A 14,672-nucleotide genomic window follows, 5' to 3' on the forward strand; every position below is an offset into this window, starting at 1 on the left:
CGTATTCGGCGACGGGCGAGGCGGTGGGTCCGGCGAAGGCGTCCGGCCTGGCCTCGACCGCGGTGGGTTCGAGCGCGCAGGCCGAAGGCCAGTTCGCCACGGCGCTGGGCACGGCGGCGTTCGCGCAGGGCGAGCAGTCGACGGCGAGCGGTTTCCTCTCGCAGGCGTCGGGTGCGGGTGCGGTCGCGAACGGTGCGCAGGCGTTCGCCGATGGCGAACTGTCGACGGCGGTCGGCTACGGCACGGCGGCCTACAGCGCCGGTTCGACGGCGATCGGTGGCGGCGCGAGCGCGGCGGGCGAAGGCAGCGTCGCGATCGGCAACTACGCGGAGACGGGTTTCGGCCTGTTCGGTATCGAGGCGGTGAACGCCACGGCGATCGGCTCGGGCAGCTGGGTACTCGCGGACAACGGCACGGCGCTGGGTGCGAACGCCTGGGCGCTGGGCACGAACTCGGTGGCGCTGGGCGCCGGCTCCACGGCCGATCGCGACAACACGGTGTCGGTGGGTGACGTCGGCACGGAGCGGCAGATCACCAACGTCGCGGCGGGCACGGAAGCGACGGATGCGGTGAACAAGGGCCAGCTCGACGCGGTATCGGACAGCGTCAGCGATGCATCGCACTACTTCAAGGCCAACGGCCTGAAGGACGGCAGCGACGATGCGCAGGCGCTGGGCGACAACGCGACGGCCTCGGGCTCGGGCGCGTTCGCCGGTGCGCAGGGCGCGAGCGCGTACGGCAGCGGCGCGACGGCGACGGGCCAGCAGTCGACGGCGACCGGTTACGGTGCGGTGGCGTCGGGACAGAACAGTGCCGCCTACGGTGCCGGCGCGCAGGCGGCCGGTCCGGGCAGCGTCGCGGTCGGCGGTGTCGCGGTCGACGAAGACGGCAATCCGCTCATCACCAATGGCGGTGTGCCGGTCGATACCGGCGCGACGACGGCGGCGATCGGTGGCACCGCGGTCGGCGCGAGCGCGCAGGCCGGCGGCTTCGCGGCCTCGTCCTTCGGCGTCGGTGCCTATGCCAGCGGTTCGCAGGCCACGGCGGTGGGTGCGGTGGCCAACGCCATCGGCGATCTTTCGACAGCGGTGGGCACGCAGAGCGCGGCGACGGGCACGAGCAGCGTCGCGATCGGCGAGAGCGCGCAGGCAACCGGCGAAGAGAGCGTCGCCGTCGGTGGCAGCACGTTCTTCGGACTCATCCCGGCGCAGGCCACGGGCACCGGTGCGTCGGCGTTCGGCACAGGCGCATGGGCCACGGCGGACTACGCGACCGCGCTGGGCTGGAACAGCTACGCGGACGGCATCAGCAGCACCGCGGTGGGCGAGTCGGCGATCGCCGGCGCGGCCAACTCGGTGGCGTTGGGTGCCGGTTCCTACGCCGATCGCGACAACACGGTGTCGGTGGGCGACGTGGGTGCCGAGCGGCAGATCACGAACGTCGCGGCCGGTACGGCATCGACCGACGCGGTGAACAAGAGTCAGCTCGACGCGGTATCGGACAGCGTCGGCGACGCGTCGCATTACTTCAAGGCCAACGGCCTGAAGGACGGCAGCGACGACGCGCAGGCGCTCGGCGATAACGCGACGGCGTCCGGGTCGGGTGCGTTCGCGGGTGCGGCGGGTGCCAGCGCCTACGGTAGCGGCGCGACGGCGACGGGACAGCAGTCGACGGCGACCGGTTACGGTGCGGTGGCGTCGGGACAGAACAGTGCCGCCTACGGTGCCGGCGCGCAGGCGGCCGGTCCGGGCAGCGTGGCGGTCGGCGGCAACGCGGTCGATGCGAACGGCGACGCGCTGATTTCGGATGGCAACGGTAATCCCATCGACACGGGCGCGACCACGGCCGCCGTCGGCGGTACCGCGGTCGGTGCGAGTTCGCAGGCGGGTGGTTTCGCGGCGACCTCGGTCGGTGTCGGCGCCTACGCCAGCGGCAACCAGTCGACGGCGCTCGGCGCGGTCGCCAATGCGACGGGCGCTTACTCGACCGCGGTGGGTACCTCCACCACCGCGTCGGGTGCGGGTTCGGTCGCGGTGGGCGGACCGGGCAACCTCGAAGGCGTCGGCCAGATCTTCACCGGCGCGACGGGTGAAAACGCCGCCGCCTTCGGTGGCGGTGCGCAGGCGACGGCGGACAATGCCACCGCGCTCGGCGCCATCGCCGGTGCGGAAGGCGTGGGTAGCACGGCGGTCGGTTACTTCGCGTACGCACCGGGCGTCAACGCCACGGCGCTCGGTACCAACAGCTGGGCGTCGGGAGCGAGCAGCGTCGCGGTCGGCGATTTCTCCACGGCGACGGGGAGCCGCAGCGTGGCGATCGGTGCGGACGCGACGTCGTCGGCGGCGAACAGTGTGGCACTCGGCACGAACTCGGTGGCGAACCGCGCCAACACGGTCTCCGTCGGTACGGCCGGCAGCGCACGACAGATCGCCAACGTCGCCGCCGGCACGCAGGGCACCGACGCGGTCAACGTGAACCAGCTGAACGCGCTCTCCGACAGCACGAGCGCCGCGCAGCACTACGTCGCGGCGACCGGCGCCGGCGACGGTTCCGATGACGCGAGTGCCACCGGTGCGTTCGCCACGGCCACGGGTGCGGCCAGCAGCGCCACCGGCGACATGTCGACCGCACAGGGCGCGTTCGCCACGGCGAGCCGCGAATCGGCGACGGCTATCGGTGCATCGGCCAACGCCGGCGCGGCCGGAGCGACCGCCATCGGCGACAGCGCCCGCGCGCTCGCGGCGAACTCGGTCGCGCTCGGCAGCGGGTCGCTGGCGACGCGTGCGAACACGGTGTCGGTGGGCTCGGCGGGCAACAACCGCCAGATCACCAACGTCGCGGCCGGCACGCAGACCAACGACGCCGTGAACCTCGGTCAGCTGAACAGCGCGCTGAGCGGCGCGTTCGCCGGATCGTCCAACGCCGCCGGCAATGCCGTCGCGATGGCGCTCGGCGGCGGTGCGACCATGGGTGCCAACGGCCTCGTGGGCCCGAGCTATCGGGTGCAGGGCGCGGCGTACAGCTCGGTGGGCGACGCGGTCGGTGCGCTGGACGGCGCCATCGGCTCCCTCAACAGCCGCGTGGGATCGCTGGAATCGAAGTCGGGCAGCGGTGGCACGGGCATTCCTGGCGGCACGCCGCCGCGTGGGGGCGGCACGATCGCCGCCGCCGCGGTCACGACGGCCGCGGCGACGCCCGAAGTGGCCGCCGCCGTCGCGGCACCGGTGGCCGGCGGTGCGCCCACGGCCGCGGCGGCGTTGCCGATCACGGCGGCGGCGATCGATGGCGGCAACGCCCCGATCACCAACGTCGCCGCCGGTGTGGCACCGACGGACGCGGCCAACGTGAGCCAGGTGGACCAGGCGCTGACGACCGCCAAGTCGTACGCCGACCAGGGCGACGCCACGACGCTGAACAGCGCCAAGGCCTACACGGACCAGAAGTTCGGGGACGTGGTGAGCGGCGGAGCGTTCGACGAGTACAAGCGGACGGTCGATCGCCGGTTCAGCAACCTCAACGACCGCCTGAACAAGGTCGGTGCGATGGGCGCGGCGATGTCGCAGATGGCGTTCAGCACGCAGGGCGTCAATGGCGACAACCGGCTCGGCGTGGGTGTCGGCGGGTACAAGGGGCAGGGAGCGCTGTCGGTCGGCTACTCGCGCAGCATCTCGTCCAACGCCAGCCTGACCTTCGGTGCCGCGGTCAGCGGCGGTGAGTCTTCCGGCGGTGTGGGTGTAGGCGTGGGCTGGTAAGTGCACCCGGCGGCGGCCTACGGGTTGCCGCCAAGCCCTTGGAAAGCCGGCGGCGACGCCGGCTTTTCTTGTTGCGCCAGGTCGCGGAATGTCGCTGCCACGGTCGCCGTCGACGCACCGTATGTGCTACCAATAGCGCCCCCGCCCGGTCAGGAACGACCGGACGAAACGACGCAATCAACGGACCGTGTGGAGATGGCATGTCTGCGATGACCGAGCAAAGGGACATGCTTACCGGAGAACCGGGAGAAGCCCAGGTCTGTGCGCACCTCGTGGCGCACGGACGGCTGAAGGACACCGACCTCGCGCGGGCGCGCCGCCTGCACGACGAAACACCGGAAGGCACCCTCACGGCGCTGATGGCCCGGCTGGGCCTGGTGTCCGAGCGCGACCTTGCCGACGCGTGGGCCGACCTGCTCGGACTGACGCTGCTCGCGGCCAAGGACGCCCCCGAGCTGCCGCCCGCGGACACCGAACTGTCCGTGCGATTCCTCAAGCAATACCATGTGGTACCCGTGCGCGAGGGCGACGACGGGCTCGCGCTGCTGGTCGCCGACCCGGCCGATCCCTACCCGCTGCAGGCCGTGCGCCTCGCGACGGGTCGCGATGTCCACCTGCGCGTGGGTCTTCGCTCCGAAATCGACGACCTCATCGAGCGTTATTACGGGCAGGGCCGTTCGGCCATGGGCAGCATCGTCGAGAGTCTCGACGGCAGCGCCGCCGAAGAAGACGATGTCGAGCACCTGCGCGACCTCGCGTCCGAGGCGCCCGTCATCCGGCTCGTCAACCTGATTCTCCAGCGCGCGGTGGAACAGCGCGCGTCCGACGTGCATATCGAGCCGTTCGAGAATCGCCTCAAGGTGCGTTATCGCATCGACGGCGTGCTGCACGAGGTGGAGGCCCCGCCGTCGAGCTCCACCGCCGCGGTCATCTCGCGCGTGAAGATCATGGCTCGGCTCAACATCGCGGAGCGCCGCCTGCCGCAGGACGGCCGCATCCAGTTGCGCGTGCAGGGCAAGGAGCTCGACCTGCGCGTGTCGACGGTGCCGACCAGCTTCGGCGAGTCGGTGGTGATGCGTATCCTCGATCGCGAGTCGATCGTGTTCGATTTCGCGTCGCTGGGTTTCACCGATCACTTCCGCGACCGCTTCGTCGACGTCCTCGACCGGCCGCACGGCATCCTGCTCGTCACCGGCCCCACGGGTTCGGGCAAGACGACGACGCTCTACACCGCGCTGTCGCAGATCAACACGCCGGACGTGAAGATCATCACCGTCGAGGATCCGGTCGAATACCAGATCGAAGGCATCAACCAGATCCAGGTGAAGCCGCAGATCGGACTGGACTTCGCCGGTGCCCTGCGCTCCATCGTCCGCCAGGATCCCGACGTCATCATGATCGGCGAAATGCGCGATCTCGAGACCTGCCGCATCGCGATCCAGTCCGCGCTCACCGGCCACCTGGTGCTGTCGACGCTGCATACGAACAGCGCGTCGGGCGGCATCACACGCCTGCTCGACATGGGCGTGGAAGATTATCTGCTGGGCTCCACCGTCAACGGCATCCTCGCGCAGCGCCTCGTGCGCCGCCTCGATCCGGAAACCGCGGTGCCCTACGAAGCGCTGCCCGAGGTGATCGAGCAGTTCGAGCTGCACAAGTACACCGACGAGCGCCCGATCCGCCTGTGGAAGCCCGGCAGCAGCGCCGCCAACCCCACCGGCTATCGCGGTCGTCGCGCGATCATGGAGTTCCTCGTGATGAGCGACCCGCTGCGTCGCCTCGTAATGCAGCGCGCCGACGCCGGCGAGATCGAGCGTCAGGCGCGCGCCGAAGGCATGCGCACGATGTACGAGGACGGCCTCGCCAAGGCCGTCTCGGGCATCACCACGATCGAAGAGGTCCTGCGCGTCACGCAGGAATCGTAAGGAACGCCGCTCATGAGCCAGTTCCGATACCGCGCCATCAGTGCCGCCGGCGAAGCCCTCACGGGCCGCATGGAAGCCGCGTCCGTGGAGGATGTGGTCGCCCGCCTGCAGGACCAGGGGCACACGCCGATCGAGGCGGTGCCCGCGGATGGCGAGGGCACCGGCGGCAGCTTCGCCGCGCTGTTCCGCAAGGGGCCCTTCACCGGCGACCAGCTCGCGCAGTTCACGCACCAGCTCGCCACGCTGCTCGGCGCGGGGCAGCCCCTGGATCGCGCGCTGGGCATCCTGCTCGACCTTCCCGAGGGCGAGCGTGCGAAGAACATGGTCGAACGCATCCGCGATCGCGTGCGGGGCGGCACGACGCTGTCGACAGCGCTCGACGAAGAGAACGGCGTCTTCCCGCGGCTCTACATCAGCCTGGTGCGCGCGGGCGAAGCCGGCGGTTCGCTGGACGAAACGCTGCGCCGTCTCGCCGATTACCTCGAACGCGCGCAGGCGTTGCGGGGCAGCATCGTCAACGCGCTGATCTATCCGGCCTTCCTCATGGTCGGCGTGCTCGGTTCGCTCGTGTTGCTGCTGGCGTACGTGGTGCCGCAGTTCGTGCCGATCTTCGCCGACATGCAGGTGCCGATTCCCGTGATCACGCAGGTCGTGCTGGCGATGGGCACGGCCATCGGTGACTGGTGGTGGGCGATGCTCGCCTTGCTCGCGGTAGCGGTGGTACTCGTGCGGTTGCGGCTGCGCGACCCGGACACGCGGCTCGCCTTCCATGGCCGCCTGTTGACGATGCGGGTCGCGGGTCCCCTGCTGCTCAAGGTCGAAACCGCGCGTATCGCGCGCACGCTCGGTACCTTGCTGAAGAACGGCGTGCCGCTGCTCTCGTCGCTGGCGATCGCCCGGCAGGTCACCGGTAACCGCGCGCTCGACCTCGCGCTGGAACAGGCGGCCGAGCGGGTGAAGGGCGGTGCGGGTCTCGGATCGTCGCTCGCCCATACCGAACGATTCCCGCGTCTCGCCCTGCAGATGATCCAGGTGGGCGAGGAAGCCGGTGCGCTCGACACGATGCTGCTGAAGGTCGCCGACACCTTCGACGTCGAAGCCAAGCGTGCGATCGACCGTCTGCTCGCGGCGCTGGTGCCGGCCCTCACCATCGTCATGACCGTCATGGTGGCCTTCATCATGGCGGCGATCCTCCTTCCCCTGCTCAGCCTCACCAGCAACATCAACTGACGATACCGTTTCAAGGAGTTTTCCCCATGCGCGCGAATCCCAACCTCCGCTCCCGTCACGCACGCGGCTTCACCCTGCTCGAGATGCTGGCCGTGATCGTGCTGATCGGCATCATCGGCGCGATCGTCGTGACCCAGGTCGGCAAGAACGTCGACAAGGGCAAGTACGGCGCAGGCAAGGCGCAGCTGACGACGCTCGGCCAGAAGATCGAGAACTACGCGCTGGACAACGGCACGCCGCCGCACTCGCTCGACGACCTGACCACCAGGCCGGCCGACGCCAGCAACTGGCAGGGTCCGTACGCGAAGGAATCGGACCTCAAGGACCCGTGGGGTCACGCGTTCGGCTACCGCTATCCGGGCGAGCACGGCAGCTTCGACGTCGTGTTCTACGGGCAGGACGGCAAGGCGGGCGGCGAAGGCTACTCCGCCGACGTCGGCAACTGGCAGTAACGGACCTTCGGGACGGAATGACCGGCCATGCGCGCGCGCGGATTCACGCTGTTCGAGATGCTGGCCGTCATCCTGTTGATCGGGATCGCGGCCGCGGCGGTCTCGATCCCGGTGACGCAGGGGCTCGCGAGCGCGCGGGTCAATGCCGCGAGCGGTGAGCTCGCGGCGGCCCTTCGCTGGACGCGCGCGCAGGCGATCGTCAAAGGCGAGAACCTCGCCCTCGAAGTCGACACCGCCGCCGCCACGTACACGCCGCCCGGCAAGGCGAACGTTCGCCTGCCAAAGGACATGCGCGTCTCGATCACCAGCGCGCGCGAAGACCAGGTCAACGCGACGACGGGGCGCATCCGTTTCTTTCCCGATGGCAGCTCGACCGGCGGGCGCATCACGCTCAAACGCGGCGCGCGGGAGTGGCACGTCAACGTCGGCTGGCTCACGGGCGCGGTCAGCGTGGTGGATACGCGATGAGGGCCGCGTTCAACCGCACCTTGCGGGCAGGGCGGGCGCAGCGCGGTTTCAGTCTGCTGGAAGTGATCGCCGCCATCGCGATCCTGGCGATCGCGTTCGCCGCGCTGATGCAGGTCGCCGGCAGCTCGATGAGCCTCACCGCGCGTGCGAACGAACGCACGCAGGCCGCCTTGCGTGCGCGCACGCTGCTCGACGGCGCGTTCGTGATGGAGCCGATCCAGGAGGGCGTGAGCGAGGGTCGCTTCGACGACACCTATCGCTGGCGCATGAACGTGGCGCGCTACCGCGCGCCGGACGACACGACGCCCGACGATGCGGGTGACGGGCGCGGCGGCATGTATCGCCTGGACCTCGACGTGATCTGGGGGCCGGGCGGCAGCGAGCGTCACGCAAGCTTCTCCACGCTGCGGATCGCGGGCGCGGGCGGGGCGAACCCGCCATGAGACACGTACGCGGCTTCAGCCTCATGGAGGTCCTGGCGGCGCTCGCGCTGCTGACGATCGTGCTGCTCGGCGTGTATTCCGGCATCTCGACCGCGACGCGCATCGTGCGCAGCGGCAGCACCGCGATCGAGCGCATGGACGAGATACGCTCGGCGCAGACCTATCTGCGCGGCGAGCTGGCGCAGGCGCTCGTCATACCGTTCGGACAGAACGACGACGGCGACCCGCTGGTGTTCGCCGGGGACGACCGGTCGTTCCGTTTCGTCGCGCCGATGCCGGGCTACCTGTCGAGGCTCGGGCCGCAGCTGCATACCGTGTCGCTCGTCGACGACGGGCAGGCGGGTCTGCGGCTGGAGGTCGTGCTGGCGATGTTGCCACCGGACGGCGGCGAGCCCCAGCCGGTCGGCGAGCCGGAAGTCCTCCTGCGCGGCATCCGCAAGGGCGCGTTCGCTTACCGGGGCCTCGACGATCAGGGCAAGCCGGGCGACTGGCAGGAGCAATGGACGGACAATCGCCGCACGCCCTCGCTGGTGCGCGTGCAACTGGAAACGGAGGGCAACGTCGCCTTTCCCGCACTCGTGGCGCCTCTGCGTATCGACGCGTCGGCGTCGCGCAACGGCTTCACCCTCTACCGCAGCACGCGAAAGGCGGTGCAACGATGAGTGGCCGCCACCAACGGGGCGTCGCCCTGCTGATCGTACTGTGGGGCTGCACGCTGCTGGCGATCATGCTGGGCGGCTTCGCCGCGCTCGCGCGCACGGAAGGTCTGCAGGCGCGCTACCAGTTCGCGCAGACCCGCGCGCACTACGCGGCGGAGGCAGGCGTGATGCGCGCGATCGAAGGGCTGCAGACACCCGACGCGGCATCGCGCTGGATAGCGGACGGCCGGCCGTACGTCTTCGCCTTCGACGACGCGACCGTGAACATCACGATCGTCGACGAAGACGGCAAGGTCGACCTCAACGCCGCGTCGGGCGATGTCCTGAGCGGTCTCTTCAAGGCGGCGGGCGCGAACGACGACAAGGCGCGCGATCTCGCCGCGGCCGTGCAGGACTGGCGCCGGCCGGGCGACGCGGCGTCGCCCAACGGCGCGAAGAAGCCGCAGTACGAGGCCGCCGGCCTGGCATACGGGCCGCGCAACGGTCCCTTCGCGACGGTGGAAGAGGCGCGCATGGTGCTGGGCATGGATGCGACGACCTGGGCCGCGGTCGCTCCCGCGCTGACCATCTGGTCGGGACGCGAGCGTCCCAACACCGAGCACGCGCAGCCGTTGGCGCTCGCGGCCATTCCCGGCCTCGGCGGCGCGGGCGCGGCGGCCATCCTCGCGACCCGCTCGCAAGGCAACGTCGGCGCGATGGCCGGTGGTAACGGTGTCACGCACACGATACTGGCGGAGGCGATCCTTGACGACGGGACCAGGAGTTCCCTTACATCGACGATCCGACTCCGTGGGATAAGATCCGGAAATCAGCCCTACGCAGTGTTGCGTTGGCGCGAAGGAGATACTGAATGACCACTTGGCAGGACGCATCGCAGCTACAGCTCGATCGCCTGCGCCGTGCCTGGCGCGGTAGCGCGCTGCCTGGCTTCCTGCGCTGGTGGGGTGGCGAGCTTTCGGCGTTCGTGCCGGTGCGGTGGCGCGCGGCCTTCGCGGGCGGCGAGCGCTGGTACGCCATCGAGCGACACGCCGATGGATGGCGTCTCCGTCGCGCCGGTGAAACCTTCGCCGTCGGCGAAGCGGGCGATGCCGATACCGCGGAGCACCGATCCGCGGTGCTCGCCCGGGCGCTCGACGAGGCCGACCCGGCCGACCGCCGGATCGCCCTGGTTCTGCCGCCGGCGGCCGTGCTTCGCCGCCGGCTCGTGCTCCCGCTGGCCGCGCGCGACAACCTGCGGCAGGTCGTCGGCTACGATCTCGACCGGCAGACGCCGTTCCGCGCCGACGACATTCATTTTGGCGTGCGCGAGCTCGGCGAAGGCGGCCCGGAAGGGCGCTTCGTCGCCGAGCTTGCCGCCACCCCGCGTGCGGGCCTCGACCCACTGCTCGACGAACTCGCCGGGCTCGGCATCCATCCCGACCGCGTCGACGTGGCCGAGGGTCCGGCGCTCGCCGGTGTCAATCTGCTTCCGCCCGCGCGAATCCCGCGTCGTGCCGACCGGCGCCGCCGGCTCAACGCGCTGTTGCTCGCGGTCATCGTCCTGCTCGTCGTCGCCTGCATGTCCGCATGGCTGCACAACCGCGCCGTCGCGCTGCAGGCCATGCGCGATGAAGTCGAGGCAATGCGTGGCGATGCCGCGCGTGTCAAGGATCTTCGCCAGCGCCTTACCGACAGTGCCGGCGCGTCCGGCTTCCTCGCACGCAAGAAAACTGACGCACCGTCCGTCCTGCCCGTCCTCGAAGACCTCACGCGACGTCTCCCCGACGACACCTGGCTCGAGCGCTTCACGCTCAACGGCACGGGTCAGATCGGCTTCCAGGGGCAGAGCCCGCAGGCGGCTCGACTCATCGACGCCCTGAAAGGCGCGGCCACCATCGGCGAGCCCAGTTTCCAGGGCACGATCCAGAGCGATCCCACGTCGGGCAAGGAACGTTTCTACATGCAGGCAAAGGCGTTGATGCCGAAGCCGGAGCCGGCCGCCGCGAAGCCGGCTGCCACGCCCGCGGGCGCCGCGACCGCCTCCACGGCCCCGGCCGCCGCCCTCGGACAGAAGGAGGCGTCCCGTGCGAATGAAGCCCGCTGAATCGCGTGTCGCGGCGATCCTGCTGCTCGTGGTGGCCCTAGCGATCGCCTACGTCGGTCTCGTGCACTGGTGGTTCGTGGCGCCGCAGCTGGCCATGGGCGACGAGATGGACGACCTTCGCGACACGCAGCGTCGTTTCGCCTCGGCCATTGCCGAACGTCCTCAGCTCGAAAAGCGCATCGCGGCGCTCGAGCAGGGCCAGACGCACAGCGACGCGTTCCTTCCGGGCGACGACGCCAACGCCGCGGCCGCGGGACTGATGCAGCGGATCGTCGATGTCGCCGCGGCGCATCGTGAAGACGGTGCCTGCGACGTCGTGCAGAAGATGCCGGTGCCCAGCCAGGAAAAAGCGGGCGAACCGTATCGCAAGGTCACGGTCAACATCAGCCTGCGTTGCCAGATGCAGCCAATGACCGCCGTGCTGCACGACATCGAAGAAGAAACGCCCTACCTGTTCATCGAAGACTTCAGCATCTATCGCAATCCGGTCGCAGCACGCGCCGGCGGCAACGCGCCGATGGAAGTGCAATTCACGGTCTCCGGCTACATCCACGCCGCGCGCCCGGCCAAGGAGGCCTCATGAACGCCGCCGGTCAGCGCCGTCTCACGCCCTTGCTCGTTATCGTGGCGGCAGCACTCGGTGTCGTCTGCGCATCGTTCGTACTGGGTGTCGGCAGAGGCGTGCATTGGGACGACGCAGGAACGCCCGAGCCGCTGCCGCCGGTGCGCGCGCTCACCATGCCGCCACCGTCGCCGCTCGCTCGTTTTTCGGAAGTCTGGCAGCGTCCGCTCTTCATGGCCGATCGCAAGCCGGTCGCCGCGACCGACGGCGAGGATGCGTCGAGCAACATCGGCGATCTCGAACTCACCGGCATCATCATGACGCCCGGCCTGCGCATGGCGCTGCTCAGGGACCGCGGCAAGGACACGACCGTGCGCGTGAAGGAAGGCACCGCGCTCACGGATGGTCATTGGACGCTGACCTCGCTCACCGCACGCAGTGCCGTGTTCGACAACGGTGGCGAGCATCGCGAGCTCACGCTGAAAGTCGCCGCGCCCGAGGCGACGGCGAAGACACCGCCGCGGCCGGGTGTGCCGGGTGCGCCCGGTCAGGTTCCGACGCGACCCGCGGCGTCGGGAGGTAACGGCATGCAAGTGCAGCAGGCGGGGGGACAAGGCATGACGGGCCCGGCGTTGCCACGTCCGCCGACCGACGCCGCACGTACCGCACCACCTCGCCAGGACGACGACGCCCTTCAGCGGGCACGTGTCGAAGCTTTGAAACAAGCCGTGCAGCGACGCCGCATGGAGCAACAGCAGCAGCGGCAGCAGGCCATGGATTCGCAGTAGCGGGCGCACGACGCGCCCTCAGGGAAGGAGGAGCAACACCATGAAAACCAGCATGATCGGCACGGCCGTCGTCACGGCCCTGCTGACGGTGGCTTGCGCCCCGCAAAATGTGCGCAGGGATGACGGGCGGCTTCAGCGCGAGGCACTCGTCGGTGTGGACCGTGCCGTTCCGGAGACCCTCCCCCTGGTGCGGTCGACCGGGGCGGTAGAGGCGTCCGAGGCCATGGAAGACCGGCAGTCCACGGGCATCGCGCGCGAAGTGAGCCGCGGCACGGGAACCTTCATACGCCCCCATGCCGTGAAGGCACCGCGCCCCGAAGCGCGCGGCAGCGACGCGGTCACGCTCAACTTCGAAGATCAGCCCGTCGAAGCCGTCGTGAAAGCGGTGTTGGGCGACCTTCTCGATGCGAATTACTCCATCGCGCCCGGCGTACAAGGTTCGGTGTCGTTCTCGACCGCGAAGCCCGTGGCGAGGGACGAAGCGCTGCCCATTCTCGAAACGCTGCTCTCCTGGACCGGTAACGCGCTGGTGAAGGAGCACGGGCGCTACAGCATCGTGCCGTCGACGCAGGCGGTGGCCGGACGTCTCGTGCCGTCCATGAAAGCGGCGAAGCCCGCCGTGGGCATGGGCGCCCGCCTGTTCCCGCTTCGCCACGTGGCGGCGCCGGCCATGGCGAAGCTGCTGGCGCCTTTCGCCGCGGCCGACGCCATCCTGCTTACGGACCCGTCGCGCAACCTGCTCGTCATCGCAGGCACACGCGACGAACTCGCCAACTACGGCGAAACGATCGATACGTTCGACGTCGACTGGGTATCGGGCATGTCGGTCGGTGTGTTCAGCCTGCGCAACGCGACGGTCGGCGAGGTGCTCCCCGCGCTCGAGGCGGTCTTCGGCGACGGTAGCGGCACGCCCGTAGCGGGCATGCTCCGCTTCATTCCCATCGAGCGGACGAACGCCGTCGTGGTGATTTCGACGCAGGCCCGGCATCTGGATCAGGTTGGCGACTGGATCGACCGCATCGATCGCGGTGGCGGCAACGAGCCGCGACTGTTCGTCTACGACGTGCGCAACCTGCTCGCTTCCGACGTGGCGCGCTATGTCGCCAACGTGTTCGGTGGATCGATCGGTGGCGATCAGGGCGGGCAGGGCGGCAAGGTCGGCCCCGGCCTGACTGCGGGCGAGATCGGAACCGCCAGCGGCTTCGACGGCGAGACCGACGGCGGAAAGATCGCTGCCGGCGCGGGTTCCGCTGTGGCTGGCGACGACGACACGACGTTCTTCCAGCCTCCGGCTCCGTCGGGCGGTGGCGGATCCGCCGGACAGGACCTTCGCATCACGGCGATCGATGCCAACAACCAGCTGATGGTCCGCGCCCGGCCGTCGCAGTGGAACGAGATCCGCCAGGCCATCGAGCGCCTCGACGCGGTGCCTCTTCAGGTGCAGATCGAAACGCGCATTCTCGAGGTCCGCCTGCGCGACGCGTTCCGGTTCGGCGTGCAGTGGTACCTCGAAGGCCTGGCGGGCGGCAATGGCGCCGTGACACAGCCCGGCAACAAGCAACGCTGGGCCCTTGGCGGTGCCGGCAGCATCAACGCCCGGCCGCAGACCTTCCAGTATTCGTTCGTGAACAAGGATTTCCAGGTCGTGCTGCGCGCGATGGAAATGAACGGCAATACCAAGACGCTGTCGGCGCCCTCGCTCGTCGTCGCGAACAACCGCAAGGCACGCATCCAGGTCGGCAACCAGATCCCCGTCAACTCCACCTATTTCAGCCCCACGGCCGGCGGCGGCACGCCGGTGACGCAGGTCGAATACAAGGACACCGGCGTGATTCTCGATGTCCGGCCGCGCGTGAATCCGGGTGGCCTCGTCTATCTCGATGTCGCGCAGGAAGTGAGCAGCGTGGATCCCGACGGCGTGGGACAGAACCTCCCCATCTCGAAGAAGAAACTGACGACCCAGGTCGCTGTCCAGAGCGGACAGACAGTACTGCTTGGCGGCCTGATCGGCGAAGACGAGCGCCGCTTGCGGAACGGCGTGCCCTTCCTGTCGCGCATTCCCTTGCTCGGCAACCTGTTCTCCGAGCGCGACGAGCAGAACGTCCGCAGTGAGCTCATCGTGCTCATCACGCCGACCGTCATCGCCAACGGACACGACGCGAAGCGGGTCTCGGACGAGTATCGCCGTGCCTTCCGCACGCTCCGCCCGTTCGAGGTGACCGCCGTGGGCAGCGAGGCACCGGACGAGAAAGCGGCGGGCGAGACCTGAACGAAGGCGGTGGAGCGCGTGCTTGCGTACCATAGCGGGCG

12 protein-coding genes are annotated in these 14,672 nt (G+C 69.5%); all 12 read left to right on the forward strand.

All coding sequences use genetic code 11. The features are described 5' to 3' along the window. Positions 1–3,752, forward strand: a 3,752-nt coding sequence (locus tag BMX32_RS18760) for a YadA-like family protein (RefSeq protein WP_170843718.1), incomplete at its 5' end; no start/stop codon positions are given. A 209-nt stretch (positions 3,753–3,961) separates the two neighbouring features. Continuing rightward, entirely contained in the window at positions 3,962–5,677 is a 1,716-nt protein-coding gene (gspE, locus tag BMX32_RS16685) for a type II secretion system ATPase GspE (protein ID WP_244511598.1), read from the forward strand. 12 nt (positions 5,678–5,689) lie between these two features. Further along, positions 5,690–6,907, forward strand: coding sequence for a type II secretion system inner membrane protein GspF (gene gspF / locus BMX32_RS16690; RefSeq protein ID WP_089980936.1), 1,218 nt, complete (start codon positions 5,690–5,692; stop codon positions 6,905–6,907). Positions 6,908–6,933: 26 nt separating this feature from the next. Beyond that, positions 6,934–7,359 carry a type II secretion system major pseudopilin GspG gene (gene gspG / locus BMX32_RS16695; RefSeq protein ID WP_089980937.1) on the forward strand — a complete coding sequence of 142 codons (426 nt, stop codon included), beginning with the start codon at positions 6,934–6,936 and terminating at the stop codon, positions 7,357–7,359. 27 nt (positions 7,360–7,386) lie between these two features. Next, entirely contained in the window at positions 7,387–7,827 is a 441-nt protein-coding gene (locus BMX32_RS16700) for a GspH/FimT family pseudopilin (protein WP_089980938.1), read from the forward strand. Further along, positions 7,824–8,270, forward strand: a complete 447-nt coding sequence (locus BMX32_RS16705) for a prepilin-type N-terminal cleavage/methylation domain-containing protein (protein ID WP_089980939.1) — start codon at positions 7,824–7,826, stop codon at positions 8,268–8,270. Before BMX32_RS16700 ends, BMX32_RS16705 begins: the two co-directional genes overlap by 4 nt. Next, on the forward strand, positions 8,267–8,932 hold the full coding sequence (locus tag BMX32_RS16710) for a prepilin-type N-terminal cleavage/methylation domain-containing protein (RefSeq protein ID WP_089980941.1): 666 nt from the start codon (positions 8,267–8,269) through the stop codon (positions 8,930–8,932). The genes BMX32_RS16705 and BMX32_RS16710 overlap by 4 nt, the downstream gene beginning before the upstream one ends. Continuing rightward, a complete protein-coding gene (locus tag BMX32_RS16715) occupies positions 8,929–9,783 on the forward strand; it encodes a type II secretion system minor pseudopilin (RefSeq protein ID WP_089980942.1) in 855 nt (284 codons plus the stop codon). Before BMX32_RS16710 ends, BMX32_RS16715 begins: the two co-directional genes overlap by 4 nt. Beyond that, positions 9,780–11,012, forward strand: a complete 1,233-nt coding sequence (locus tag BMX32_RS16720) for a PilN domain-containing protein (RefSeq protein ID WP_089980943.1) — start codon at positions 9,780–9,782, stop codon at positions 11,010–11,012. The genes BMX32_RS16715 and BMX32_RS16720 overlap by 4 nt, the downstream gene beginning before the upstream one ends. Then, positions 10,999–11,595: a type II secretion system protein GspM gene (gspM, locus tag BMX32_RS16725; RefSeq protein WP_089980944.1), complete on the forward strand. Its 597-nt coding sequence runs from the start codon at positions 10,999–11,001 to the stop codon at positions 11,593–11,595. Before BMX32_RS16720 ends, gspM begins: the two co-directional genes overlap by 14 nt. Continuing rightward, on the forward strand, positions 11,592–12,362 hold the full coding sequence (locus BMX32_RS16730) for a hypothetical protein (RefSeq protein ID WP_089980945.1): 771 nt from the start codon (positions 11,592–11,594) through the stop codon (positions 12,360–12,362). Before gspM ends, BMX32_RS16730 begins: the two co-directional genes overlap by 4 nt. Positions 12,363–12,402: 40 nt before the next feature. Then, complete coding sequence (gene gspD, locus BMX32_RS16735) at positions 12,403–14,631, forward strand: type II secretion system secretin GspD (RefSeq protein ID WP_089980946.1); 2,229 nt, start codon at positions 12,403–12,405, stop codon at positions 14,629–14,631. Positions 14,632–14,672 lie beyond the last annotated feature (41 nt).

The organism is Luteibacter sp. UNCMF331Sha3.1 (assembly GCF_900109915.1).
Taxonomy (GTDB): domain Bacteria; phylum Pseudomonadota; class Gammaproteobacteria; order Xanthomonadales; family Rhodanobacteraceae; genus Luteibacter.

What these genes read in the sequence shown, in the direction of transcription:
- gspE (WP_244511598.1), top strand. Translation starts at nt 3,962, where the DNA reads ATGACCGAGCAAAGGGACATGCTTACCGGAGAACCGGGAGAAGCCCAG.
- gspF (WP_089980936.1), top strand. Translation starts at nt 5,690, where the DNA reads ATGAGCCAGTTCCGATACCGCGCCATCAGTGCCGCCGGCGAAGCCCTC.
- gspG (WP_089980937.1), top strand. Translation starts at nt 6,934, where the DNA reads ATGCGCGCGAATCCCAACCTCCGCTCCCGTCACGCACGCGGCTTCACC.
- BMX32_RS16700 (WP_089980938.1), top strand. Translation starts at nt 7,387, where the DNA reads ATGCGCGCGCGCGGATTCACGCTGTTCGAGATGCTGGCCGTCATCCTG.
- BMX32_RS16705 (WP_089980939.1), top strand. Translation starts at nt 7,824, where the DNA reads ATGAGGGCCGCGTTCAACCGCACCTTGCGGGCAGGGCGGGCGCAGCGC.
- BMX32_RS16710 (WP_089980941.1), top strand. Translation starts at nt 8,267, where the DNA reads ATGAGACACGTACGCGGCTTCAGCCTCATGGAGGTCCTGGCGGCGCTC.
- BMX32_RS16715 (WP_089980942.1), top strand. Translation starts at nt 8,929, where the DNA reads ATGAGTGGCCGCCACCAACGGGGCGTCGCCCTGCTGATCGTACTGTGG.
- BMX32_RS16720 (WP_089980943.1), top strand. Translation starts at nt 9,780, where the DNA reads ATGACCACTTGGCAGGACGCATCGCAGCTACAGCTCGATCGCCTGCGC.
- gspM (WP_089980944.1), top strand. Translation starts at nt 10,999, where the DNA reads ATGAAGCCCGCTGAATCGCGTGTCGCGGCGATCCTGCTGCTCGTGGTG.
- BMX32_RS16730 (WP_089980945.1), top strand. Translation starts at nt 11,592, where the DNA reads ATGAACGCCGCCGGTCAGCGCCGTCTCACGCCCTTGCTCGTTATCGTG.
- gspD (WP_089980946.1), top strand. Translation starts at nt 12,403, where the DNA reads ATGAAAACCAGCATGATCGGCACGGCCGTCGTCACGGCCCTGCTGACG.